This window comes from Dehalococcoidia bacterium, from assembly GCA_003597995.1.
In the GTDB taxonomy this organism is placed as follows: Bacteria; Chloroflexota; Dehalococcoidia; order Dehalococcoidales; family UBA1222; genus SURF-27.
The window spans coordinates 1-23,054 of sequence record QZJY01000006.1 but is presented as its reverse complement, the minus strand read 5'-3'; the positions used below and the strand labels follow the sequence as shown (position 1 = coordinate 23,054).

The window sequence follows — 23,054 nt, the reverse complement described above, 5'->3', positions numbered from 1 at the left end:
GCCTCACCGGGCTATTGGAAAACTTCCGCCTTTGCGCTACTATTTGGATAACTTTGTCACTAACCCCCAAAAATCCAATATGTACTGGACTCTTACAATTCCTTTACTATCGTTGTGAGATAAAATATAATAGCTTCAAAGCCGCGCCGATAGTCACGGCTCTCATCCGCGCCTGAAGGATAGAAATAATGTCACTCGTAGAACGCATCGCGCAGCAACGCCTGGATAAACTTACTGACCTGCGCTCCCGCGGTATCGACCCCTACCCGGCACGCTGCCAGCGCAGCCACACCAACGCAGCGGCCGTCGCCCTTCTTGAAAAACAGGAGAAAGAGGGCGCGGAGCTTGTCGAGGTTTCCGTGACAGGCCGAATCATGGCTAACCGCTTGATGGGGAAGCTGGCCTTCATCAACCTGGTGGACGGCACCGGCAAGATACAGCTATTCATTAACAAACCGCAGCTCAATGCGGCTAGCGCGGAGTTGCTTAAAGACCTGGACATCGGTGATTTTATCGGAGCTTCCGGCAAAGTAATCCGCACGCGCACGGGCGAGCCCAGCGTGGATGTCCGGGAGCTCACTTTGCTGGCCAAGAGCCTGCAACCGCTGCCGGAGAAATGGCACGGCCTGCATGACACCGAGAAACGTTACCGCCAGCGCTATATCGACCTCATCGCCAATCCCGAGGTCAAAGAGATATTCCGCAAGCGCAGCCGCGTCATCACCGCTGTTAGAAAGTACCTCGACGGGCAGGGTTTCATGGAGGTGGAAACACCCATGCTGCAGCCCTCGGCGGGCGGGGCGCTGGCGCGGCCTTTCATCACGCACCACAACGCGCTGGATTGCGACTTTTATCTGCGCATCGCGCTGGAACTGCACCTCAAACGGCTCATCGTGGGCGGTTTCGACCGCGTATATGAAATCGGGCGTGTTTTCCGCAACGAGGGCATAGACACCAAGCACAACCCGGAGTTCACTCTCATGGAGTGCTACCAGGCCTATGCCGATTACAACGACATCATGCGGCTGGTTGAGGAGATGGTCTCGGGGGTGGTAAAAGAGGTAGCGGGAGACTATAAAATCCCGTACGGAGCCGACGTGCTGGACTTCACGCCGCCCTGGCCGAGAGTTGAATTGCGCCAGGCTATCCTCGAAACATCCGGTATAGATTATGACAAGTTCCCCGATACGGCTTCTCTGGCCGCCGAAATGAGGCGCAAAGGCATAGAGTTCGACCCGTCGCGCGACCGGGGTAGGCTTATCGATGACCTGCTATCAACGTTCGTGGAGCCGACGCTTAAAAACCCGACCTTCCTGGTGAATTACCCCATAGATATGTCGCCGCTGGCCAAGAACAAGCCGGGCGAGGCGCGCACCGTCGAGCGTTTCGAGGCCTACGCCGGCTGCACCGAGATTGCCAACGCCTTCAGCGAACTCAACGACCCGCTGGAGCAGGAGCGGCGCTTCTCCGGGCAACTGGAGGGCCGGGCTGACGCCTGCGTGGCACGCACCGAGGAAACAGAGGTCATCGACGAAGACTTTGTCACCGCGCTGGAGCACGGCATGCCCCCCACCGGCGGGCTGGGAATCGGCATCGACCGCGTCGTCATGCTGATAACCAACCAGCAATCAATCAGAGAGGTCATACTGTTCCCGGCGCTCAAGGAGAAGGAATAGCTTGACCGAACAGAACGCGGCGCTCGCGGCTGTCTGCGGCACATACTGCCCGACGTGCCGCTTCTACGGTGTAAAATGTGGTGGGTGCGGAGCGGTCAAAGGCAAGCCCTTCTGGGTAAAAGAGTATAATCGTGATATATGCCGCATGTATGGCTGCTGCGTCAACAATAAAAAGTTGGAACACTGCGGTGAGTGCGCCGAATTGCCCTGCCGAATCTTTGAGGAGTCATCCGACCCGTCGCATACTCCGGAAGAGGCCCGGTTGAACCGCGAGAGTCGAGTCAGGGAACTCAAACTTCGGGTAGAAGTCGGTACTCAGGATTGGCTCAAGCAGCACACCTCAAGAGAGGTACGCAAGGAGTAGCCTATGCTGGACATCAAATTCATACGCGAGAATGCCGAAACGGTGCGCCGCGCGCTGGAAAGCCGCAACGACAAGGCGCCCCTCGACGAGATACTGGCCCTCGACACCGAGCGCCGCCAGAAAATCACCGAGCAGGACGAGCTGCGCCGCGCCAAGAAGGAAGCCGCCCGCACCAGCCGGGGCGAATCTTCGGAAGGAGGCCGCGAGCTGCGCGACCGCGTCAAATGCGTCGAAGACAGGTTGCGCGAGATAGATTCCCAGTTGAGCGAGCTTCTACTCCAGGTGCCCAACATCCCCCAGCCATCCGTGCCGGTCGGCAAGAGCGAGGACGACAATGTGGTGGAGCGCAGCTGGGGAAAAGAGAAGTGCTTCGACTTCACGCCTTTACCCCACTGGGAGCTGGGCGAAAAGCTGGGAATCATAGATTTCGAGCGCGGCGTCAAACTCTCCGGCACGCGTTTTTATATCCTGAAGGGGCTGGGGGCCAGATTGCAGCGCGCCACCATCGCCCTCATGCTGGATATGCACACCCGGGAGGGCAACTATAAGGAAATTTATCCTCCGTGGATGGTCAAGCGCGAGGTGATGACCGCTTCCGGCAACCTGCCCAAATTCGCCGACAACCTCTATCATGACGACGTGGACGATATGTGGTTCGTGCCCACCGCCGAGGTGCCGCTCACCAGCCTGCATGCCGGAGAGATACTGGATGCGGGGGCGCTGCCCTTGCGCTATGCCGCCTACACCGCCTGTTTCCGCCGCGAGAAGATGTCGGCGGGCAAGGACACGCGCGGCATCAAACGCGGGCACCAGTTTGACAAGGTGGAGCTTTACAAGCTCACCGCGCCGGCTGATTCAAACCGCGAACACGAAATGATGCTGGCGGACGTGGAGAGGGTTTGCCAGAAACTGGGACTGGCCTACCGCATCAAGCTGCTGTGCACGGCGGATATCAGCTTCGCCTCCACCAAGACCTACGATGTCGAGGTGTGGGCTCCCGGCTGCCAGGAATGGCTGGAGGTCAGCTCGTGCTCCAACTGCGGAGATTTCCAGGCCAGACGCGCCGGTATCCGCTACCGTCCCGCGCCGGACGCCAGGCCGGAGTACGTACACACGCTTAACGGCTCGGGGCTTGCATTACCGCGTATAATGATAGCTATAATGGAAAACTACCAGCAGGCAGACGGGAGTATAAGAGTACCCGAAGCACTGCAGGATTTTATGCACGCGCAAATAATCGCATAGGCGGTGGAGTATGGGATTAAAAAAGCACCTGACGACCTTTGTATCCAACTGGCTGGGCGTTATCATTGCGGCTGTTATCGTTATCCTGTCAGCTACTTTCGGAGGCATGTACCTGTATGCCAGAAGCAGGGTAGATAACACCATCAATTTTGTGACGCAGGTAATCAACCTGCGCTACAACGAAGGGCTAACCCGCAGCGGGACAATACCTGACCCCCCCGGCTATATTTACCATATTGTACTCCAAGTATACAACCCTTACGGTGATACAGTAGATGTTGCAGTCTCGAATATTACTTTCACGGCAGATACCTATACATTCCCTGTCTCCCAGAATGGGTCCTGGGATAAGACGGTACCGACCGGTTATGAAATCTTTGAGGGTGACATCTCCGTAGACGCCAAGACTTTCGCTGCCCTAGCGGACAAGGGGAAGGTGGACGTAGAAATCAAGGGCACCATCTCGGGAAGAGGCCAGTACCGGTGGGTACACCGGCAGATCGAGCGCCCATTCACTCTTGTCTTAACCGGTGTAATTTTCCAACTAAACCCGAGCTCTTGACCCGGTACTACGACATGTTAGACGCGCCACAAGGCCGATGAGCATGTTAAAAGTCCTGTGTGAGATCCCGACGATACTTCACGATTTGACAAAATACTCAGGGATAGTAAGATAATGGCCTAAAAGGGAAGGAGAGAATATGAGCTTTTCGCAAATGTTCCTACTCTACTTCGTTACACTGGCCGTATTCACCGCCGTGGATTTGTTATGGGTCGGGGCAATCTCAAGAAGGCTATATCGTCGTAACCTGGAGGGGTTGTTGAGAGCCAAGTTCAACGTGGTCCCCGCCGTAGTCTTCTACCTGCTTTATGTTGTCGGACTGATGATTTTCGTCATCGTTCCGGCATTCAATAACATCTCGCTGGGGCAGGCAATGGGCATGGGCGTCCTGTTCGGCGGGTTCACTTTCGGCACTTATGCGCTGGCTAACCTGGCGTTAATTAGAGACTGGTCACTGCTGATAGTACTGGTTGATTTGATAGAGGGCATGTTCGTCACCGGCGTGGCCTGCACCGTAGCCTTCTATGTAAGCCAGGTAATAAGCTAAAGCGTCAGTTGCCGTAGTGACATATATGCCGGAGCATAACAGCGCGGCGGCATAGCGAGTCCGGTTAAACTCTAACAATTGCCCCTTCATTTGCTAAAATGACGAAGACCCCAACTTTTTGTTATAAAAATTCTATATTTTTCAAATACATGTTATGATTATTTAACGTATATCGGGTTATATTCCATTTAATCGGCCAAAGCGCTGGTCGATAAGAGAGGTGGGATATGTTTGCAAAACACAAACTACAACCCGGATTCTTGATAGCCCCGCTCGTAATACTAACTCTTGTTGTTGCCGGATGTGGAACTGCTGGAACCCCGCCAGGCTCCACAGTAACTCTCCCCGGCACGACCGTCACTCTTCCTGGTGGCACTACCACTCTGCCTGCAGTGACGGTTACCCTGCCGGGTTCCGTAACGACAATACCGGCTACAACCATAACCGTACCGCCAACAACGGCAATAATACCGCCAGCAACTTTTGTTCCACAACCGACAACGGATAGCAGGCTGCTTTTCCTGCCGGGTATTCCGGCAACCATTGTGACACACGTCGGAGTTATTGAGGTACTCAAACCAGCGTGTTTAACGTGTCATGGTCTTGGCATGTACCACCAATTCCCGCTTCCGCTTGAATGGAATGGCTCAGATTTTGGTTCCCAACTTCATGGATATACTTATGCGGTAATTCCAGGCACCATACAAGACCATTCGGGGCGCACGCCAGATGTTTGTCTGACTTGCCACGCGCTCGCCGGGTAATAACCAGGCTTCAGTAATAGCAAGAAGGAGGGCGTTTAAAGACGCCCTCTTTCTTATTAGGGTATTCCTTTCTGGTAAGCCATGTCGATGACAGCCTTGAAATCCCCGACTGAATGTTATTTTCCATGTTTTTACGCACAATTCCATACTTTTACGTTTTGCCCAATTTGCCATTTTGTTGAAAAGGACATTTCACAATTTCTAGCTTTGAACGTTGACATTATTACCATCACGCAAAAGGCGGAAAGGAGAAAGCAAAACTCCAATCGCTCCCCGCCCTAGATTCCCCGCACGTTTCTCTGTATAATAACCACTGCCTAACTTTCATGGAGGGGTGACCGAGTGGCCTATGGTGACGGTCTTGAAAACCGTTGTCTCCTCACGGGGACCGTGGGTTCGAATCCCACCCCCTCCGCCATTTTATCAAACTCAACTGCAGCCGAAATAGCATGACCACAACGAACGGAGAATGGTTTTTCTATATGCTCAGATGCAAAGACAACTCCCTGTACTCAGGCATTACAAATAACCTGGATGAACGGGTTAAAAAACACAACGAGGGAACCGGCGCAAAATACACTTCCTCACATAAGCCGGTAACCCTGGTTTACTGCGAACGCTATGACAGCGCTTCCGAGGCTAAAAAGCGCGAACACGAGGTCAAAGGCTGGCCTAAAGGCAAGAAGGAACAGCTTATCCTGAAGTCGCCAGAGGATAAACCTCTGGAGAGTCGTCTATGACTAGTGCGACTCCACCCGCCCGCAGGCCCCGCTACCCCATGCCAGGTTTTATTCTCAAGTCGCTTGAGGACAGAGGCCTGGTCGCACTGTACAAATCGCGCCCACTCTACCAGCAGAACGACTATATCGGCTGGATAACGCGCGCCAAACGCGACGAGGTGCTATGGCTGCGACGAGGTGACAAGCGGAGGGGATAGGCCGGCCTATCCCCTCCGCTTGTCTTTTAGATTCTGACTTGCCTGAGGCTCGAAGACGTCCGGCGTTTTCTATTTCTGAATATATACATGGTTGAGCGCCACCTGCCCCAGCGCATTCAGAGCATAGCCTTTAACGTAACTCTGCACCAGCTGCAGGTTTTTGCCGGTCCACAAAGGGATGCAGGCAGCATCGTTCACCAGCAGTTGCTCCGCCTGCCGGTATAAAGCAAAACTGGCAGCCTCGTCAGTCGTTGCCGCGGCCTCTTTCAGCAGAGCATCGAACTGAGCATTGCTGTATCCCCCGATATTATAGGTGGTGTCCGTGCCGAAAAGCACTTCCAGGAAGTTCTGCGGATGGGCGTAATCGGCACCCCATCCCCAGTAGAACATGCTGTCCTTTTCCTGCTTGAGAAAATAGGAAAACTGCGAGGGGTCAAGCTGCCTTATCTCAATATCGATGCCGAACGCTGTCTGCCAGTCGTAAACTATGGCTACCAGGTCGCCGGGAACCGCCCCGCCGTAGCCGCTGGTGGTAATCACTATTTTGGGCAGGCTGGCAGTTGAGCCGTATCTGGAGGCCGCGATAAGCGCTCTGGCCGCGTTAACGTCGTATGCGATGCTCTGAAGCGCCGCGTTGTACCCCGGCATGCCCGGCGGAAGGATGCCTCCTGCGGGAGCCAGTACGTCGCGGAACATGAGTTGCGCCAGTCTCTGCTTGTTCACCGCCATGGAGAAGGCACGGCGGATATTAGAGTCGTCGAAAGGGGGTTTGCTGACATCGAAGCCTAGATAAGTCAGGCTAAGTTCGGGAGTGGTCACAAGCTGGCTGTAGAAGGGGCCGGCCGGGTCCATCACGCGGTCATAGTAGGAAACGTCCATATCGGCCACGTCTATATCGCCCGACTCGTAGAGGTTCATGGGAATGCCCGCCAGCAGCTTGGAAACCACCTTGTTCAATTTGGCCTTATCGCCGTAATAGAGGGGGTTACGCTCGAGCACCAACCGGCTGCCCCGGGCCCATGAATCCAGCCTGAAGGGGCCGCTGCCGTTAGGAGACTGCCACCAGGAAGACCCTCTGGCAATGTCGTTCTTGTCCACCACGAAGGCGGTAGGATAGCTCAGTTTGGCCAGAAAGGCGGAACTGGCGCTGACCAGCGTAACCTTGAGAGTATAATCATCGACTAGCTGCACGCCGCTGAGGCTCTGTGCTTTGCCGGAGAGCATTTCGGCTGCACCCTGTATGTCGCCCAGATATGTAGAGGCCGTCTGAGAGCTGGTGGCCGGATTGCAGGCGCGCTCCCAGGAGTATTTTATATCCGCCGCCATGACCTTTCTCCCGTCCCGGAAGGTTACGTCACGGCGTAGCTTGAAGGTATAGGTCAGTCCGTCGGGGCTTATCTGCCAGCCGGAGGCAATATCTGCCACCGGTTCGAGATGGTTGTCCAGCCGCACCAGGCCGCTGAAAAGCTGCAGTACGTAGCCGTTGGAAGTGGCGTCTCCGGCCAGAGCCGGGTCGAGTGTCAGCGGGTCGATGTTGTACAGGTTGAGCGTACCGGAGCCCCCGGCTGCGGGCAGTGCCGTGCCACCGGGATTGCATCCAACGAGAGCGATAACAAATACCAGTGCAAGGAGCAGTGAAACTATCTTTTTCATGCCGCGGCTCCGGTCTTGGCGGACAGGTATTTCTGGATGGCGAACGGCAGCCACAAATTGTAGAGCCCGTCCATGTCGAAACCATAGACCTGCATGAGCGCGCCGTCATAGGTATTTCCCTGCCGGAAAGTTTCCAGAAGGGCCGCCATTTTAGACTGGCCGTACCTGGATACCAGGAAATCAATGAGACTGTAGCTCTGGGCATATTCCTGATAGGAGAGAGCGGCATCGGTTGAAAATGGGCTGGCCATGCTGCGCACTGTAAAAAGACTGCCCTGCGCCATTGCGCCGATGAGCGAGACCTCAAAAGTGGAATCCAGCGCGCCCTGGGAGTACATGGCCAGGCCTTCGTCCAGCCAGGTAGGCAGGCCGCTATAGGGGTTGTTGGTCATCTGGTAGTTCACCATGTGCGCGAGCTCGTGGACCAGCGCCCCCTTGCCCCAGTCCAGGTTAGATGTGTTTATCCCGATAACTATTGTGCTGTAGGGCGGGTAGGTGGCTCCCCCGGTCCACTCCTGTGCGAAGATCATGGCTCCCTTCATATCGGTGGTGTTGTCGTAGATGTAAATTGACACCGGGCGCGAGAGGCGTGCGCCGGTATTTTTTTCCAGGTTGGACAACCCGCTCTGGGCCGTGTCCATCAGCGTCTGGGCCAGAGAGTTATTGCCGCTGTACCAGTAGATGGTAATGTTGCTCTCTTTGAGGGAGCGCCAGGTAAAGTGCGTGTCATCGAAGCTGACCTCTTGCGGTGAGGTTGTAACGCTCTTGCCGGCGCTGTCTTTGAGGGTCCACCAGAAGTCCACTACCGTGCCGCCGGGTAAGCCGCCGCTCTGGCGCATATCCCAGTTGTAAACGGCGGTGATGCTGGTAGAAGAGCTGAAGCCGAGTTTTTCTTCAGTCACCACCTTCACGAAGCTGTCACGCTCGACGGTGAAGTGCAAACGTACGTCGACGATGTTCGCGCCGCTGGTTGCCTGCACGCTGAAAGCCAGAGAGGAGGGAAACTGCGGCGTCGCCGTGCTGGAAACGACATTTATGTCTTCCGCAGCCAGCGTGAGCCCGGGTGCCAGCCCCGCCATCAGGCCGGCGGCAATCATCAGCACAACTACCAGCATGCCGAGTTTTTTAATCATTCTTCCTGTCCCATTCCAGACCTCAAATAGGCGTTGATGAAACCGTCCAGGTCACCGTTCAGCACGGCGTCCGTGTTGCCTGTTTCGAAATTCGTGCGGTGGTCTTTCACCAGGCGATAGGGGTGCAGCGTATAGCTGCGTATCTGGTTGCCCCACTCCGCCGAAACGTGCTTGCCCTTGATTCTGGCATGTTCCTCTTCGCGTTTAGCCAGTTCCAGTTTGAAAAGCCTGGCCTTGAGGATGCGCAGGGCGATTTCCTTATTCTGGTGCTGCGAGCGCTCCGTCTGGCTGGTCACTACCAGGCCGGTGGGCACATGGACGATGCGCACGGCGCTGGAGACCTTCTGCACATTCTGGCCTCCCGGCCCGCTGGAGCGGTAGGCCTCCACCCTGAGGTCGTCGGGTTTGATGATAATATCCACATCACCCTCGGCTTCGGGCATGACCTCCACCAGAGCGAAAGAGGTATGACGCGCGTGGTCCGAGTCGAAAGGCGAAAGGCGTATCAGGCGGTGCACGCCGTGCTCGCTCTTGAGATAGCCGTAGGCATAGTCGCCGGATATCTCCAGCGTTACGCTCTTGAGGCCAGCTTCCTCGCCAGCCGACTTGTCCAGTATTTCGACTTTATAGCCGTGCTGCTCGGCCCAGCCGAGGTACATACGCAGCAGCATATCGGCCCAGTCCTGGCTTTCGACACCGCCAGCCCCGGCGTGGATGGATAGAATGGCGTTGCGCAGGTCATAGGGACTGGCAAAAGCCAGTTTGAATTCCAGGTCGTCGAGGTGGGCGGTAAGTTGGGCCATCTCGGCTTCTATCTCGGCTCCCAGCGTGGGGCTGGGGGAATCTTCTTCCAGTGTCATCAGTTCTCCGAGCTCGGCTGCCTTGCGCTCCAGCGCCCGCCACTGGCCGACCGTCTTTTTAAGCTCGGCCAAGCGGCGCATCTTCTCCTGCGCGGCGGAGGCGTTATCCCAGAAATCAGGGGCGACGACGGCTCTTTCAATCTCTGCGATTTCTTTTTCTTTAGCGGCTACGTCAAAGCCGCACCATGTCGTTGGTAATCCGGTGCTGTTCGTCAATCAGTCTTTCGCGTATTTCGGACATTTCAACCCCCGTCATTTTTATATACAACGCTGATAAGCGTTTCAAGGTAGGGATGCTACAGCTTTTTTGACGCCCGGCAGATTTCCGCCGGCGGCCAGGTGGGCCAGGCGCGACGGCTCGGGCAACCGGTAACCACGAGTGCACGCCAGCGCCCAGCGGACTGATTCTTCAAGACTAATTCTGTGTCCGCTTGAAATATAAAGCGGCTTCGAGCCCGAACGCGTGCGTAACACCGTGCCGATGACCTCGCCCTGGTCTATAAGCCGAGCCTGACTTCCAGCCTCAAATCCGACTTCGACTTGTTCGCCACAGAGGCGCGACTTGGCGCAGCCGATAACAGGAATATCCAGCCACAGCCCCAGGTGAGAGGCAATGCCCAGCCGCCTGGGGTGTGCTATGCCCTGTCCGTCGACGATAAGCAGGTCAGGCTTGTGGTTCAGCTTCTCGAATAACTCCAAAACTAGCGGAGCTTCGCGGAAAGACAGCAACCCCGGAACGTAAGGGAAAGTGAGCGCTGCCACAATCGTCTCGATTTCTACAATCTCCAGTTCGGGATAGCTCAAAACAACAATGGCAGCCCTGGCCGTGCGGCTGCCCCTCGGCATGGAGATGTCAGCCCCGCCTATGAAGCGCACGGAGTTGACTTCACCGGATATTATGACATCACCGGCAAGTTCTTTTTGCAGAGATATGGCCTGCGCGGGCGTCAAATCCCAGGAATGGAGAGCCTTGAGCATCATGATACTTCATTATAAGCGATAGGACTTAGCCGAACAAACGAAACAACCAATAATATAATTATGTTAAACTGATGGAGGGCGGTATCTCATCCGCTATTGACAGTCATAGCTTAATCGGGCATAATTAGTTTTTGAAAGGATAATTCATGGTAAAAATCAGATTACGCCGGATTGGTGCTCCCAAAAAGCCCAGCTACCGCATTGTGGTGGCTGATTCGCACGCCGCCCGGGGCGGGGCTTTCATAAGCATCATCGGCCGTTATGACCCGCTGACCAACCCTGAAACCGTAACAATTGAAGAAGGTCCCGCGATAGACTGGCTGAAGAAGGGCGCCCAACCAACTGAAACCGTAGCCAGACTGCTCAAGAAGGCCGGCATCATGGACAAGTTCAAGGCCGCAAAGGAGACCAAATGAAGGAACTCATCGAGTACATCGCCAAATCCCTGGTCAACGCGCCCGACGCCGTAGTGGTAACCGAAGAGACCGACGCTGAGAACGGCATTGTCCTCAAGCTCAAGGTGGCCGATGAGGACAAAGGCCGCATCATCGGCAAGCAGGGCCGCATCGCTCAGGCCATGCGCACGCTAATCCGCGTCAAGGCTGCCAAGGCCGGCACCAAGGCCAGCCTCGAAATCATCTAACTACATTAACAGATTTTGCAAAAATCGAGCACCTCATCAAGCTCAACTCCTTTTGAGCCGGTGAGGTGTTTTGTATTTATTTAAAGGACTGAAATGGCCGAAACAGGCTCTAAAAAAAACCGGGCAGGCAAACAGACGGAATACATCACCGTGGGGGAGGTGCTGGGAGCGTGGGGCCTCAAGGGGGCTTTCAGGGTAAGGCCGACGACCGATTTCCCCGAACGCTTCGAGCCGGGTGAAACGGTCTTCATCGACGGCGTTCCTAATACAATCCAGAGCTCCAACTGGCAAAAGGATGGAGTGATAATGACAATTGCCGGTGTAGATACGCCGGAAGCCGCCGCCAAACTGCGCCGCAAGACGCTGGACATACCCGCAAGCGAACTGCACGACTTGCCGGAGGGACAGTACTACCAGTTCGACATCATCGGGCTGGAAGTGCGCACCTTGGACGGGACTATACTGGGCAAAGTGACAGATATCCTGAATTGCGGCAACGATGTCTACGTAGTCAAGGGCGAGGGGAAAAAAGACGTGCTCATTCCCGCCACCAAAGACGTGGTCAAGAGTATCGACGTCAAAAAAGGTAAAATGATCATTGAGCCGATAGAGGGGCTGCTGGGGTAACGCCGTTATACTCACCGCTGGACAAACACGAGAATGTCTGCCATTCCATGCGTACGTAGCAGCTTTATAACAAGCAAACAATATTAGTCTATTGGTACCAAGTCATGGTTACTGTGGTATTAACATTCTTCGAACTAATAATCGACCACTTGTTAGAAAAAACCAAATGATAGTTACCTGATGATAAAGAAGCACTAATATTACCAACAGTTACCCTTCCTGATTGATAGTAAGATTGAGACTGGTGACCGTTAGCCCAGTTGGTTAAATCCATATCAGTCATGATGTAGACTTCAATATCATTACCAGAACCACCAGCAGCACTAAAGGAACCGGAAACAGTAGCGTTTTGATTGGTGACGGTAAAAGGCTGGTCATAATATCCACCGGCTTTGACCGTTATCATGCCATTGACGAGATTTTGACTATGTAACACGGGTGCGGGCGCAACATAACCACCACCACCACCTCCACCTCCACCTCCTCCCCCTCCACCGCTCCCACTACTACAACCAATTACTGAGGTTAAAATTAGAGCCAGAACAACCAACAGACAAAATAGACGTTTCATGTTCCACCTCTTTACCATTACTTATTAAATTGATTTTCCCAATTTAAATAAATTTGTTTTAATTGTTCGTCAGATAGACCTGTTTGCGCCATCTGTTTGCTCCAAGAATCCAATGTGTTCTGAATGTATTGCACTCCCCAGTTAGGAGTGTAACCGCTAAGTTTATATACCTCGTAGGTAACAGTGGCTTGTTGTAATGAGTTATTAGACAAAAAAAGATTATAGTTACAACCACCATTAGTACTTCTTGTAACACCATGGTCATTAAACAAACGCAATCCAGTCGTATACAAATAACCAGTATTTGTGTTAGTTTCCACCCATCCGATTCCGAGACTACTGAAAAGATATTTATATCCTAATAATGGGTTACCTTGGTAATCTCGAACAGACTGGTATCCATCAATACCTATAGATGAATTCGTGGAAGACCCGATATCCAACCAGATTTGGCCTACATTTGAATTCTGAAATTCCACAATAGTACCGCTGCACTTAATAATAATATCCATCCATGTGTAATCTTGGTAATAACCTAGGTCAACTGTCTGCGAATCTCCGGATTTACCGTATGGTTGAAGGGTTACTTGTTTTGATATTGATGGTGGGTTGCCTGTACTATTAGCTGGCGGCAATTTCCAAATGTCTAAGACGGCTTGAGGGATCGCTGGCGGTTGTGGATACGTCGGTGTTGCTGATGTGACCATTTTAGTATACGTTGCGGTAGTTGTTAGTGTCGAGAAAGTTACAGGTACAGTTACGGTGACATTTTTACCGCAGCTTGTAGCAAACACAATAAGTAATACCAGGAATGGTGACAAAATCAAACATCTGTTATTCATATTAAGCCTCATTTTTAGATTCTGCGACACTCAACTCTTTTACCCAATATTACATAGTTCTAATTCTACTCCTCATGTCAATAGGGGTAGGATTGCACGATACTAACAATCGCAATAAATAACAACCCACGCGATACCTGGTGCTTGTGCTAATATGACTCCAAATTAAATTAGAGAGGTACAAAATGGCTGAATATGGTTTCATAGTCCAGACTATCGACATCAAGCCTGATATGGAAGACTCAACGGCAGACCAATTGAGTCAGACCATGGCAATCGCGTTGAATAATATTGTCCAGAGTGTTTCCAGAGGGCTAATCAATCTACCGGGCGGAGGCAGCGGCGAGATTATGTCTCATAATCTGACGCGCATAGGCGGGCATCTGGTTGTATCATTCCTTTTCCGCCGTTAATAACATATGCTACCGATAACTTTATGACACAAAAAAAGGCTCCTCATCCCCACCACCAAAGACGAGACAAGAGCATAGATATAAAAACCAAAAAGATGGTGATAGAGCCGATTGATGGACTGGGGTAATTAATAATCCGATACCGTATTATGCTATTTTATTACTATATTTGCATATCTCTTGACATTTTGAATACACTTTGCTATCATATAAGCAATTGAATTCCAGGAGGAAGAGACATGGAAGCCAAAGCTGTATACACACGCCTGCAACCTGAACTATACAATAAGGTAAAAGCTTTTTCAGCGAAAACCAACCAAAGCATGTCATCAACCATCGAAAATCTGCTTGATGTTGGCCTGAAAGAGACCGGTATCAAATTACAGGCCGAAACGCTAGAGAAAGAGATCGCCGGACTCCGCGAAAAATATCAGAAATCAGAAACGGATAAGGCGTCAGCACTAGGCCAACTTGAAGCCTGCAAAATGCGAGAGTCTATTGCAATGGCGGCTCAAAGCCATGCAGCCGCGCTTCAACAGGAGACAGATGCTCAGAAACAACGAATTTCACAGCTAACAAATTATCTTTCGACTTATGTTGCTACATGTCTGACTTGCCATACGCAACTCACACTCCTCGATGTTGGCCAGCGCAGGTGCCCAAATTGCGGAGATCGTAAGCCTGAATTGTTACCTGAATTCAAGGCACCTCAAACACCATGGGAAATCATACGTGAGCCTCTGGCTGTTACCGGCGCAACGGCTATTGTCGTTGCGCTCCTCAATGCGTTGGAGAATACACAGCAACAAGGTAAGACTTAAATTTTTAAGTCAAGTACTTCGTAAATTCAACTGTTCGACAAGGAAAGAGAGGGAGCTTGCGCTCCCTCTCTTTCTACAACTCTAAACGATGGTGAACTAAACGGGTCTCTCGCGGCGGCGGCGAGCCACCTTGAGACGAGCCAGGGCTCGCTGGAGAGCGGCTTCGGCAGCCAGTGAGGCTTCAGCACCCGCCGGGGCTTCCGCCATGGTCTGTTCGGCGCGCTTGCGGGCTTCCTCGGCGCGGGCGAGGTCTATTTCATCGGCCCTCTCAGCCGTGTCGGCCAGGATGATGACGCGGTCAGGGCGCACTTCCATGAAGCCGCCGGAAACCGCCAGGCTAATTTCACTGCCCTCCTGCTTTACAATCAGCTCCCCGGGCGAGAGCATGGTCATCAGCGGTGAATGGTGCGGCAATATACCTAGCTGGCCTTCCACACCGGGGGCGACGACTTCGTCCACGTCTTCCGAGTAGACCAGTTTTTCCGCGGTGACTATATCGAGTCTGATCTTTGCCATGATATTAGCTCTCAGCTTACAGCTTACAGCTTTCAGCTCTGACAGCTGATTGCTGATAGCTGACTGCTATTATAATTTCTTTGCCTGCTCCGCCACTTCCTCGATGACGCCCACCATGTAGAATGCCTGCTCGGGATAGGCGTCATATTTGCCTTCGAGAATCTCTTTGAAGCCGCGCACCGTCTCGGATATTTTAACATATTTGCCGGGACGCCCGGTGAAGACCTCGGATACGAAGAAGGGCTGCGTCAGGAAGCGCTGGATCTTGCGGGCACGCGCTACAGTAATTTTGTCTTCTTCGGAAAGCTCTTCGATACCCAGAATGGAGATGACGTCCTGCAGGTCCTTATAGCGCTGCAAAACCCTTTGCACGTCGCGCGCCACGCGGTAGTGCTCCTCTCCGACCACCTTGGGGTCGAGGATGCGCGAGTTGGATGACAAAGGGTCCACGGCCGGATAAAGCGCCTGGTCGGCCAGCGAGCGTTCGAGCGAGATGACGGCGTCCAGGTGTCCGAAGGTGGCCACCACGCCGGGATCGGTGTAGTCGTCGGCAGGCACGTAAATGGCCTGGAAGGATGTGATGGAACCCTTGGCGGTGGATGTGATGCGCTCCTGGAGCTGGCCCATTTCGGTAGCCAGGGTGGGCTGATAACCCACGGCTGAAGGCATGCGTCCCAGCAGGGCCGATACCTCCATGCCGGCCAGCGTATAGCGGTAGATATTGTCGATGAAGAGCAGCACGTCCTGGTGCTCGACATCGCGGAAGTACTCGGCCATGGTGAGGCCGGTAAGAGCGATGCGCAGGCGCACGGCGGGCAACTCATTCATCTGTCCGAATACCAGAGCCGTCTTGCTGATAACGCCGGAGGCCTTCATTTCATGCCACAGGTCGTTGCCTTCGCGGGAGCGCTCGCCCACGCCGGCGAACACCGAATAGCCCGCGTGCTCGCTGGCAATGGAGCGGATGAGTTCCTGGATGATAACCGTTTTGCCCACGCCGGCGCCCCCGTAGGCGCCGATTTTGCCGCCGCGGGCGAAAGGGGAGATAAGGTCGATAACCTTGATGCCGGTCTCCAGCACCTTGGTGGTGGTTTCCTGCTCGTCGAAGGCGGGGGGGCTGCGGTGAATGGACCAGCGCTCGGCAGCCTTGACCTCGCCGATGTTGTCCAGCGGCTCTCCCATAACGTTGAAAATTCTGCCCAGAGAGGCAGGGCCTACCGGCACCTTGATGGGAGCGCCGGTATCAATGGCCTCCACGCCGCGCGCCAGGCCGTCTGTAGGCACGAAAGACAGACACCTCACCCAGTTGTTGCCCACGTGGGCCTGGGCTTCCAGCACCAGCTTGATGCCGTCATCCTTTTTAATCTCGATGGCGTTGAAGAGCGCCGGTAGAGAATCTGACGGAAACTCTATGTCAACTACTGAACCGATTACCTGGACCACTTTCCCTTTGGCCACAATCTACCTCCTGAACAGGAAAATCCCAAGCACTAAGCTCTAAATCCTAAACAAATCCAAATTTCAAAGCACCAAAGACTTAGAGCCCATTTTTTTCCCTTTTTACATTTTGTATTTTGTTCTTATTTAGTATTTGGGTATTAGGATTTAGTATTTTATCCCGTTAAGCTAGAGCCGCCGCGCCTCCGATGATATCCAGCAGCTCCGTGGTAATAGACTCCTGACGAGCCTTGTTATAAACCAGTGTCAAATCATCAATCAACTCTTCGGCGTTATCGGTGGCATTGCGCATGGCTATCATGCGGGCCGACTGCTCACTAGCGATAGCCTCCAGAATAGCGTGGTAGACGCCCATCTCCACGAAACGCGGCAGCAGCGCATCCAGCACGGCAGCCGAGTTGGGTTCAAAGATATAATCCGGATTATTTTTACCTGCTTCAACCGCTACCGGCGTCACAGGAAGTATTTTGATAACGGTTGGCGTCTGTACCATAGTGTTGACAAAACGGGCATAGGTGATGTAAACGGCATCCACCTTGCCGGAAACGAAGTCGTCTATAATAATGCGTGAAATGGGTAAGGTGTCCACCATGTTGGGCTTATCGCCCAGCTGGATGAACTCGGCTACCACATTCTGCGAAGTGCGGCGCATGAATTCCAGCCCCTTGCGCCCCACCGCGATGACCGAGGCCGGCAGGGATTGCTCCAGGATAAAGGCCGCCGACTTGCGGTTCAGGTTGGACACCAGACCGCCGGACAGGCCGCGGTCGGGCGAGATGTGCACCAGAGCGATGTGTTTGACGGGATCGCGCGCCTCCAGCAGGGGATGTGGGCTTTTATCCTGGGGCACGGACGCCAGATCGGATATAACCTCCGTGATCTTCTGCGTATAGGCTCTGCCCGCCAGGCCGCGTTCCTGGGCACGGCGCATTTTGGAAGCGGCGATCATTTCCATGGCCTTGGTAATCTTGGCCGTGCTCTGAATGCCTTTGATACGCCGCCTTATCAGACGAATATTAGCCAATGTCTAATTCCTCTACCTACCTAAAAGGTCTTCTTATACTCGGCAATGGCCGCCTTGAGCTTCTCTTCGGTGGCGTCGTCCAGCACCTTGGTTTTGGCAATGGTCTCGCCGATGGCCGGATGCTGTGCTGCCATGAACTGGTGGAAGCCCTTTTCGAAAGCTATCACTTTATCGGTGGGTATGTCGTCGATAAAGCCGTTGATGGCGGCATAAAGGATGGTGACCTGCTGCGAGACCGGCATGGGCACGTACTGCGGCTGCTTGAGGATTTCTGTGATGCGCCGGCCGCGGTCGATCTGCGCCCTGGTGGATTTGTCCAGCTCCGACGTGCCGAACTGTGCGAAGGCCGCCAGCTCGCGGTACTGCGCCATGGTGAGCTTGAGTTTGCCGGCCACTTTCTTCATGGCCTTGGTCTGGGCGGCCGAGCCGACGCGGGACACGGAAGTGCCGGCGTTGAGGGCCGGGCGGATGCCGGCGTTGAACAGGTCGCTTTCCAGGTAGAGCTGGCCGTCCGTAATAGAGATAACATTGGTGGGAATATAGGCCGAAACGTCTCCGGCCTGTGTTTCGATAATGGGCAGAGCCGTGAGTGAACCGCCGCCGAATTCCTTATCCAGTTTGGCGGCGCGCTCCAGCAGCCTGCTGTGCAGGTAGAAGACATCGCCGGGATAGGCTTCGCGGCCGGGGGGACGGCGCAGCAGCAGCGAAAGCTGGCGGTATGACCAGCCATGCTTGGACAGGTCATCATAGACCACCAGCGCGTCCTTGCCGGCTTCCATGAACTCTTCGCCGATGGCGCATCCGGCGTAGGGCGCCAGATATTGCAGCGCGACCGAGTCGGCGGCGTTGGCCGCTACCACGATGGTGTGCTCCATAGCGCCCATTTCCTGCAGCTTGCCTACCACCTGGGCCACCTTGGAGGCCTTCTGGCCAATGGCCACATAGATGCAGATGAGGTCGCCGCCCTTCTGATTGATAATGGTATCCAGAGCGATGGCGGTCTTGCCGGTGGAGCGATCGCCTATGATAAGCTCGCGTTGCCCGCGGCCGATGGGTATCATGGCATCCACGGCCTTGATACCGGTCTGCACCGGGGTATCCACCGAGCGGCGCATGACCACGTTGGGGGCCACCCTCTCCAAGGGGCGGGTGCGGCTTGATTTTATAGGACCCTTGCCGTCCAGCGGGCGGCCCAGCGGGTCGACCACGCGCCCGATGAGGCCGGCGCCTACCGGGACCTCGGCCACGCGGCCGGTGGCGCGCACTTCGTCGCCCTCTTTAATACCCGAATCATCGCCCAGGATGACGGCTGCCACGCTCTCTTCCTCTAGGTTGAGCGCGATGCCCATAACGTCGCCGGGGAACTGCAGCAGCTCGTTGTACCTGGCGGCCGCCAGGCCCTCGATGCGGGCGATGCCGTCGCCGACTTCGGTAACAGTCCCCACATCCACCAGGGTCGCCTGAGCCCCGAAGGATTCGATCTGCTTCTTGATGACTTCTACTATCTCATGTCCTTTGCCTGCCACTGAGCCACCTCCTGGAATAGGTTGTCGAGAGTTACAACTAGCTTAATTCTTTTTTAAGTGTCGCCAGAGCCGTGCTCGTGCTGCCGTCGAGCAGCTTGCCGGCCACCCTGGCCTGGAAGCCACCGATGAGTAAGGGGTCGGCCTGCCCCATGAGTATCACCTTTTTATTCAGTATCTTGCCCACGCGCCGGCTCAAGTCCTGGACCTCCGCCTCAGCCAGAGGCACCGCCGTGGTGAGGCTTCCGCGTTCGATGCCGTTACGCTCGTCCAGCATCTTCTGGTAGCTAAGTGCCACGCTACCAAGCCGGTCGGCTGCGCCTTCTTTTATTAGCAGATAGGTCAGATTGAGCACTTCGGGGCTGACGTCGCCCAGGTTGCGCGAAAGCAAACCGACCTTGTCCTTCAGGCTCACCCTGGGATAAGTCAGGAAAGCCGCCACCTCGGGGTCGCGGCTGAGCGCCGCCACCCTCTCGAGGTCAGCCTGCCATTTATCCAGCTTGTTCCCGGCTAGCCCCAGTTCAAAAAGAGCTCGGGCGTAGCGCCGGGCAGCGAACCTGCTAGGCAAAATGTTTCTCCATTAGTTATTCTTGAGACCCGAGCTTTCCTCGAGCACCTGCTCTATCAGCTTGCGCTGGGCTTCTTTATCCAGCGAGCGCTTGATGACTTTTTCAGCCGCCAGAACAGTCAGGTCGGCGAACTCTTTGCGCAGCTCGCCGATAGCCTCGTCGCGTTCTTGACCTATCTGGCCCCTGGCCTGCGCGATGAGTTTCTCGGCATCCGCCTTGGCATCTACCTGCGCTTTCTGGCGCATGTTTTCCGCTGAAGCCATGGCCTGATTGATCAGCGCGCGGGCTTCCTGTCCGGCTGCTTCGATCTTTTTAGCCGTTTCCTGTTCCGCTACGTCTGCCTGCTGCTTGATGCGCTCCGCCTGCTCCAAGCTTTCCCTGATTTTGTTTGAGCGCGCGTCCATCATGCGCATGATGGGCTTGTAGGCCACCAGATAAAGCAGCCCGAACAAAACCCCGAAGTTGACAGCCTGAGCTATCAACGACGGCACATTTATCCCGAAACTCTCAAAAAACCCGCCCATTGTTAAGCCCCCTGTTTAGGACGAAAATATGCTCAGGCCTATTTTCAAAAGACAGCTGGCGCATTTCATGAAAGCGCAGAGCCTCTTTTATGCAACATAAGCCGCGGTACTAAGATACCACCGAGATGGTCGAAAAAACCGCGACTATCACTAAACCGGCAGCGATAAATACTCCCAGTACTGCTGCCGCGAGAATCAAACCCAGCGACAAAGGCATTCCTTCTTGCATAATAATCTCCTACTGCTACACAACCATAGCGAGGATAATAGCCACAATCAGAACATAGATGCCGATAGCTTCGGTAAGACCGCCTATCAGAATCATGTTAGTGAGAATGGGGCCCCTGGCCTCAGGATTGCGGGCTATGCCCTGCAGGGCCGAATAGCCGATAAGCCCCAGCCCCAAACCCGGCCCCAGCATTCCCAGACCCACCGCCAGGCCCACCGCGAGCATTTTCATTGTTTCAGGCGTCATGAAAAACCTCCTCTATAAATTTATGCTTTCTATATAATACACCATACCTAGTGTCCTTCTCCTTCGTGAGGGGTGGTAGCCAGGGTAAGGTATATAAGCGTAAGACCACTGAAGATAAGGGCCTGGATGAAACCTACCAGCAGTTCCAGGCCGTAGAATATGGTCGGAACAAGCATTGGAACCAGGAAAGCTATCATGAGCAGCAGGATTTCGCCTGCCGTCATATTGCCGAAAAGACGGAAGGTCAGGCTCACGATGCGGATGATCTGTCCCACGCCTTCCAGAAGACCTGCCAGGGCGTTGATGAGGCCAGCGAATATGCCCAGTGCGGCTCCCTTGAAATCACGCTTAAAAATCAGCTTTATGCCATGGAAAAACTCTTTGAAATTGAAGAATTGTCCCAGATAGCCGATACCCTGGGTGCGCAGGCCTATACCCCCTACGGCAAGGAATGTAATAAAGGCGATTGCCAGAGGAGTGTTGACATCGGTGTTGGCAGCGCGGATAAGCTCCACTTCACCCTCGCCGGTATGAAAAAGAATCGTGCCGAAGCCGGGCAGCAATGCCAGCCAGGCATTGCAGATAACAAACAGGAAGATAGTGGCCACCAGCGGGAAAAACTTGCGGCCTCTTTCTTCTCCGGTTACGCCGGTACAAAGGTCATACAACCAACCCAGCACAAACTCAAAAAAGCCCTGCAGCCTTCCTGGGACAATCTTAATGCGCCGGGTGGCCAACAACGCGAAGAGCACCAGCACCAGCATGGTAATCCATGTGGCAATAATAGTATTGGTGACAGCAAAGCCTGCAATATGGAAAACAGCATCAGATGGCAGTTTGATTTCAGGGCGGTGAACGCTGAGCCATGCCGGTAAATGTAGATTGGGAACAACACTCTGTCCCAGAGGTCCAGCCAAAAGACTGATTAACACTACGGCCAATAATACAACGGCTAGACCGATTGCAACCGGCAGTGAGCAGCCCAGAAAACCCTTTTTCGTCTTAGCCATTAATCAACTGTTCCCTTTATCGTTACCGTTTTTCAAAAGTGGCGAGAGCATCCTGGCGGCGCCGACTACCGCTGTCGCCAGACCCAGGAATAAACCGATAATAACAAAAATGGGCCGAGTGCCCAGTTTATTATCGAGCCACTGTCCACCCAGCACCCCGGCTACGATGGCAATCCCCACGAACCAGCCCACTTCCAGTAAAGTCAGGGCTGTCTGCCACCTCTGCAATCTAATCCTCTCAAATTGCCGTCGAAAAGGATAGCAGAATCAACCAAATAAAGTCAAGAAGCCCTTTAGCTTTTAACATCACATCGTTAATAACAGAGCCCCGGATTTTTTTCCAGGGCTCTAATCAATAATATAAACCCGGTTTCAGGATTTGTACTTGCCGAAATCCTCCAGGTCGAGGCTGTTGAGGAAGTCGCTGAAAGCCGACAGCTTGCCCAGCTCCTCATCGCTCACCTTGCCCGGCTTGCCCTCCGTCATCTTGCCCCCGGCCTCGGGGTGCTGGTTGTCCATGACGAAGTCCTCGCCCTCGCCGTGAGTCAGGGATATGCCGGCCTTCTCGATGACCGAGTCTTCGGCAAAAATGGGGACTTCGCCGGCGGTGAGGGCCAGGGCGAAGGCGTCTGACGGGCGCGAATCAACTTCCATCTGGCCGCCGTTGACGTTCAGAATGACCTTGGCGTAAAAGGTGTCGTTCTTGAGGTCACTGACGATGACGGAGTCTATGGTAGCGCCCAGGCTGTCGATGATAGAGCGCATCAGGTCATGAGTCAGCGGGCGCGGCACCTGTTCGCCGCGCAGCTTGATGGCGATGGCATTGGCTTCAGCCGGGCCGATGAAGATAGGCAGATAACGCTCGGCAGCCTTCTCCTTGAGCAGTACGACGTAAGGAGTGCCGTGCTGGGTGGACTTCGGGTTCATCATACCCACCCGCAGGCTATCGATGGTCATTTCAATCATATTTTCATCCCCTCCTTACAACCGCATGCATAATTCTACCCCCGACTTTCAAGGGTGTCAACTGAATACAAACTCGATAGGCAGTTAACCAAACTCCCGAACCATATTTCATCGTATTGTTCTCAACTCTCAATTAGACTATGCGGAAATAAATCGTGAGCGCTTACCTATTAGGTCTTCCTTGAGGTCTACCACTCGGCGAGCCGGTATAAAGGGAAATTCCGCCAATAGAAACGCTGTGTTGTTCTCCCACCGTATTGCGTCAAATATAACTGTTACCGAAGACCTCCTAGTTGCCTCATAATTCCTGTTACCGACCAGAGCGCTCTGCTAATTGCCAGAGTTTCTCT

The 23,054-nt window shown here is 54.0% G+C and carries 26 protein-coding genes, 1 tRNA gene and 1 pseudogene; 13 read left to right on the top strand and 15 right to left on the bottom strand.

The annotated features are described in order from the left end of the window. Window positions 1-188: 188 nt before the first annotated feature. From lysS to C4542_00815, 8 genes are all read left to right on the top strand, one after another. Entirely contained in the window at window positions 189-1,676 is a 1,488-nt protein-coding gene (gene lysS, locus C4542_00850) for a lysine--tRNA ligase (protein RJO63087.1), read from the top strand. A 1-nt stretch (window position 1,677) separates the two neighbouring features. Further along, window positions 1,678-2,040: a DUF3795 domain-containing protein gene (locus C4542_00845; protein RJO63086.1), complete on the top strand. Its 363-nt coding sequence runs from the start codon at window positions 1,678-1,680 to the stop codon at window positions 2,038-2,040. A gap of 3 nt (window positions 2,041-2,043) precedes the next feature. After that, on the top strand, window positions 2,044-3,285 hold the full coding sequence (locus tag C4542_00840) for a serine--tRNA ligase (protein RJO63085.1): 1,242 nt from the start codon (window positions 2,044-2,046) through the stop codon (window positions 3,283-3,285). A gap of 10 nt (window positions 3,286-3,295) precedes the next feature. Continuing rightward, complete coding sequence (locus tag C4542_00835; protein RJO63084.1) at window positions 3,296-3,847, top strand: hypothetical protein; 552 nt, start codon at window positions 3,296-3,298, stop codon at window positions 3,845-3,847. Window positions 3,848-3,986: 139 nt separating this feature from the next. Then, complete coding sequence (locus C4542_00830) at window positions 3,987-4,394, top strand: DUF2177 family protein (GenBank protein RJO63083.1); 408 nt, start codon at window positions 3,987-3,989, stop codon at window positions 4,392-4,394. A 1,092-nt stretch (window positions 4,395-5,486) separates the two neighbouring features. After that, a tRNA-Ser gene (locus C4542_00825) sits at window positions 5,487-5,576 on the top strand. A gap of 31 nt (window positions 5,577-5,607) precedes the next feature. Continuing rightward, on the top strand, window positions 5,608-5,898 hold the full coding sequence (locus tag C4542_00820) for a GIY-YIG nuclease family protein (GenBank protein ID RJO63082.1): 291 nt from the start codon (window positions 5,608-5,610) through the stop codon (window positions 5,896-5,898). Beyond that, window positions 5,895-6,095: a hypothetical protein gene (locus C4542_00815; protein RJO63081.1), complete on the top strand. Its 201-nt coding sequence runs from the start codon at window positions 5,895-5,897 to the stop codon at window positions 6,093-6,095. Before C4542_00820 ends, C4542_00815 begins: the two co-directional genes overlap by 4 nt. Before the next feature lie 69 nt (window positions 6,096-6,164). Here C4542_00815 and C4542_00810 read toward each other — a convergent pair whose 3' ends face one another. From C4542_00810 to C4542_00795, 4 genes are all read right to left on the bottom strand, one after another. Continuing rightward, window positions 6,165-7,748 carry a peptide ABC transporter substrate-binding protein gene (locus C4542_00810; GenBank protein ID RJO63080.1) on the bottom strand — a complete coding sequence of 528 codons (1,584 nt, stop codon included), beginning with the start codon at window positions 7,746-7,748 and terminating at the stop codon, window positions 6,165-6,167. Next, window positions 7,745-8,881 carry a peptidase MA domain-containing protein gene (locus C4542_00805; GenBank protein RJO63079.1) on the bottom strand — a complete coding sequence of 379 codons (1,137 nt, stop codon included), beginning with the start codon at window positions 8,879-8,881 and terminating at the stop codon, window positions 7,745-7,747. The genes C4542_00810 and C4542_00805 overlap by 4 nt, the downstream gene beginning before the upstream one ends. Beyond that, window positions 8,878-9,973 (bottom strand): peptide chain release factor 2 gene (prfB, locus tag C4542_00800; GenBank protein ID RJO63088.1). Its coding sequence is split into 2 segments (ribosomal slippage): window positions 8,878-9,915 and window positions 9,917-9,973, totalling 1,095 coding nucleotides; the frame shifts between segments, so codons are not numbered across the junction. Before prfB ends, C4542_00805 begins: the two co-directional genes overlap by 4 nt. A 50-nt stretch (window positions 9,974-10,023) precedes the next feature. Continuing rightward, window positions 10,024-10,722 (bottom strand): deoxyribonuclease V, encoded by a 699-nt coding sequence (locus tag C4542_00795; protein RJO63078.1) that lies wholly within the window; start codon window positions 10,720-10,722, stop codon window positions 10,024-10,026. Between the two features lie 146 nt (window positions 10,723-10,868). Here C4542_00795 and C4542_00790 point away from each other — a divergent pair, with 146 nt between their 5' ends. The 3 genes from C4542_00790 to rimM all read left to right on the top strand — a co-directional run bounded on the left by C4542_00790 (window position 10,869) and on the right by rimM (window position 11,992). Further along, the gene (locus tag C4542_00790) at window positions 10,869-11,138 is read left to right on the top strand and encodes a 30S ribosomal protein S16 (GenBank protein ID RJO63077.1); all 270 of its coding nucleotides are present in this window, start codon (window positions 10,869-10,871) and stop codon (window positions 11,136-11,138) included. Next, on the top strand, window positions 11,135-11,365 hold the full coding sequence (locus C4542_00785) for a KH domain-containing protein (protein ID RJO63076.1): 231 nt from the start codon (window positions 11,135-11,137) through the stop codon (window positions 11,363-11,365). The genes C4542_00790 and C4542_00785 overlap by 4 nt, the downstream gene beginning before the upstream one ends. Before the next feature lie 93 nt (window positions 11,366-11,458). Then, window positions 11,459-11,992, top strand: coding sequence for a 16S rRNA processing protein RimM (gene rimM, locus C4542_00780; protein ID RJO63075.1), 534 nt, complete (start codon window positions 11,459-11,461; stop codon window positions 11,990-11,992). Between the two features lie 433 nt (window positions 11,993-12,425). Here rimM and C4542_00775 read toward each other — a convergent pair. Beyond that, window positions 12,426-12,497 (bottom strand): annotated as a pseudogene (locus C4542_00775) (single-stranded DNA-binding protein). 1,093 nt (window positions 12,498-13,590) lie between these two features. Here C4542_00775 and C4542_00770 point away from each other — a divergent pair. Together C4542_00770 and C4542_00765 are read left to right on the top strand one after the other, a co-directional pair. Next, the gene (locus tag C4542_00770; GenBank protein ID RJO63074.1) at window positions 13,591-13,818 is read left to right on the top strand and encodes a hypothetical protein; all 228 of its coding nucleotides are present in this window, start codon (window positions 13,591-13,593) and stop codon (window positions 13,816-13,818) included. A 239-nt stretch (window positions 13,819-14,057) separates the two neighbouring features. Continuing rightward, a complete protein-coding gene (locus C4542_00765) occupies window positions 14,058-14,639 on the top strand; it encodes a hypothetical protein (protein RJO63073.1) in 582 nt (193 codons plus the stop codon). Window positions 14,640-14,735: 96 nt separating this feature from the next. Here the strand turns inward: C4542_00765 and C4542_00760 are convergent, their stop codons facing one another. The 10 genes from C4542_00760 to C4542_00715 all read right to left on the bottom strand — a co-directional run bounded on the left by C4542_00760 (window position 14,736) and on the right by C4542_00715 (window position 22,704). Beyond that, a complete protein-coding gene (locus C4542_00760) occupies window positions 14,736-15,155 on the bottom strand; it encodes a F0F1 ATP synthase subunit epsilon (GenBank protein RJO63072.1) in 420 nt (139 codons plus the stop codon). 69 nt (window positions 15,156-15,224) lie between these two features. Beyond that, window positions 15,225-16,613, bottom strand: a complete 1,389-nt coding sequence (gene atpD / locus C4542_00755) for a F0F1 ATP synthase subunit beta (GenBank protein RJO63071.1) — start codon at window positions 16,611-16,613, stop codon at window positions 15,225-15,227. Between the two features lie 163 nt (window positions 16,614-16,776). Next, window positions 16,777-17,637: an ATP synthase F1 subunit gamma gene (gene atpG / locus C4542_00750; protein RJO63070.1), complete on the bottom strand. Its 861-nt coding sequence runs from the start codon at window positions 17,635-17,637 to the stop codon at window positions 16,777-16,779. A 20-nt stretch (window positions 17,638-17,657) separates the two neighbouring features. Then, window positions 17,658-19,163, bottom strand: coding sequence for a F0F1 ATP synthase subunit alpha (locus C4542_00745; protein RJO63069.1), 1,506 nt, complete (start codon window positions 19,161-19,163; stop codon window positions 17,658-17,660). Window positions 19,164-19,200: 37 nt separating this feature from the next. Further along, the gene (gene atpH / locus C4542_00740; protein RJO63068.1) at window positions 19,201-19,731 is read right to left on the bottom strand and encodes an ATP synthase F1 subunit delta; all 531 of its coding nucleotides are present in this window, start codon (window positions 19,729-19,731) and stop codon (window positions 19,201-19,203) included. 9 nt (window positions 19,732-19,740) lie between these two features. Next, a complete protein-coding gene (atpF, locus tag C4542_00735; GenBank protein ID RJO63067.1) occupies window positions 19,741-20,253 on the bottom strand; it encodes an ATP synthase F0 subunit B in 513 nt (170 codons plus the stop codon). Window positions 20,254-20,497: 244 nt separating this feature from the next. Next, the gene (locus C4542_00730; GenBank protein ID RJO63066.1) at window positions 20,498-20,728 is read right to left on the bottom strand and encodes a hypothetical protein; all 231 of its coding nucleotides are present in this window, start codon (window positions 20,726-20,728) and stop codon (window positions 20,498-20,500) included. Between the two features lie 47 nt (window positions 20,729-20,775). Then, window positions 20,776-21,738: a F0F1 ATP synthase subunit A gene (locus C4542_00725; GenBank protein RJO63065.1), complete on the bottom strand. Its 963-nt coding sequence runs from the start codon at window positions 21,736-21,738 to the stop codon at window positions 20,776-20,778. Window positions 21,739-21,741: 3 nt separating this feature from the next. Next, the gene (locus tag C4542_00720) at window positions 21,742-21,972 is read right to left on the bottom strand and encodes an AtpZ/AtpI family protein (protein ID RJO63064.1); all 231 of its coding nucleotides are present in this window, start codon (window positions 21,970-21,972) and stop codon (window positions 21,742-21,744) included. 138 nt (window positions 21,973-22,110) lie between these two features. Beyond that, window positions 22,111-22,704, bottom strand: coding sequence for a bifunctional nuclease family protein (locus tag C4542_00715; GenBank protein RJO63063.1), 594 nt, complete (start codon window positions 22,702-22,704; stop codon window positions 22,111-22,113). Window positions 22,705-23,054: the final 350 nt, after the last annotated feature.

What these genes read in the sequence shown, in the direction of transcription:
- lysS (RJO63087.1), top strand. Translation starts at nt 189, where the DNA reads ATGTCACTCGTAGAACGCATCGCGCAGCAACGCCTGGATAAACTTACT.
- C4542_00840 (RJO63085.1), top strand. Translation starts at nt 2,044, where the DNA reads ATGCTGGACATCAAATTCATACGCGAGAATGCCGAAACGGTGCGCCGC.
- C4542_00835 (RJO63084.1), top strand. Translation starts at nt 3,296, where the DNA reads ATGGGATTAAAAAAGCACCTGACGACCTTTGTATCCAACTGGCTGGGC.
- C4542_00830 (RJO63083.1), top strand. Translation starts at nt 3,987, where the DNA reads ATGAGCTTTTCGCAAATGTTCCTACTCTACTTCGTTACACTGGCCGTA.
- C4542_00820 (RJO63082.1), top strand. Translation starts at nt 5,608, where the DNA reads ATGACCACAACGAACGGAGAATGGTTTTTCTATATGCTCAGATGCAAA.
- C4542_00815 (RJO63081.1), top strand. Translation starts at nt 5,895, where the DNA reads ATGACTAGTGCGACTCCACCCGCCCGCAGGCCCCGCTACCCCATGCCA.
- C4542_00810 (RJO63080.1), bottom strand. Translation starts at nt 7,748, where the DNA reads ATGAAAAAGATAGTTTCACTGCTCCTTGCACTGGTATTTGTTATCGCT.
- C4542_00805 (RJO63079.1), bottom strand. Translation starts at nt 8,881, where the DNA reads ATGATTAAAAAACTCGGCATGCTGGTAGTTGTGCTGATGATTGCCGCC.
- C4542_00795 (RJO63078.1), bottom strand. Translation starts at nt 10,722, where the DNA reads ATGATGCTCAAGGCTCTCCATTCCTGGGATTTGACGCCCGCGCAGGCC.
- C4542_00790 (RJO63077.1), top strand. Translation starts at nt 10,869, where the DNA reads ATGGTAAAAATCAGATTACGCCGGATTGGTGCTCCCAAAAAGCCCAGC.
- C4542_00785 (RJO63076.1), top strand. Translation starts at nt 11,135, where the DNA reads ATGAAGGAACTCATCGAGTACATCGCCAAATCCCTGGTCAACGCGCCC.
- rimM (RJO63075.1), top strand. Translation starts at nt 11,459, where the DNA reads ATGGCCGAAACAGGCTCTAAAAAAAACCGGGCAGGCAAACAGACGGAA.
- C4542_00770 (RJO63074.1), top strand. Translation starts at nt 13,591, where the DNA reads ATGGCTGAATATGGTTTCATAGTCCAGACTATCGACATCAAGCCTGAT.
- C4542_00765 (RJO63073.1), top strand. Translation starts at nt 14,058, where the DNA reads ATGGAAGCCAAAGCTGTATACACACGCCTGCAACCTGAACTATACAAT.
- C4542_00760 (RJO63072.1), bottom strand. Translation starts at nt 15,155, where the DNA reads ATGGCAAAGATCAGACTCGATATAGTCACCGCGGAAAAACTGGTCTAC.
- atpF (RJO63067.1), bottom strand. Translation starts at nt 20,253, where the DNA reads ATGGGCGGGTTTTTTGAGAGTTTCGGGATAAATGTGCCGTCGTTGATA.
- C4542_00730 (RJO63066.1), bottom strand. Translation starts at nt 20,728, where the DNA reads ATGACGCCTGAAACAATGAAAATGCTCGCGGTGGGCCTGGCGGTGGGT.
- C4542_00725 (RJO63065.1), bottom strand. Translation starts at nt 21,738, where the DNA reads ATGGCTAAGACGAAAAAGGGTTTTCTGGGCTGCTCACTGCCGGTTGCA.
- C4542_00715 (RJO63063.1), bottom strand. Translation starts at nt 22,704, where the DNA reads ATGATTGAAATGACCATCGATAGCCTGCGGGTGGGTATGATGAACCCG.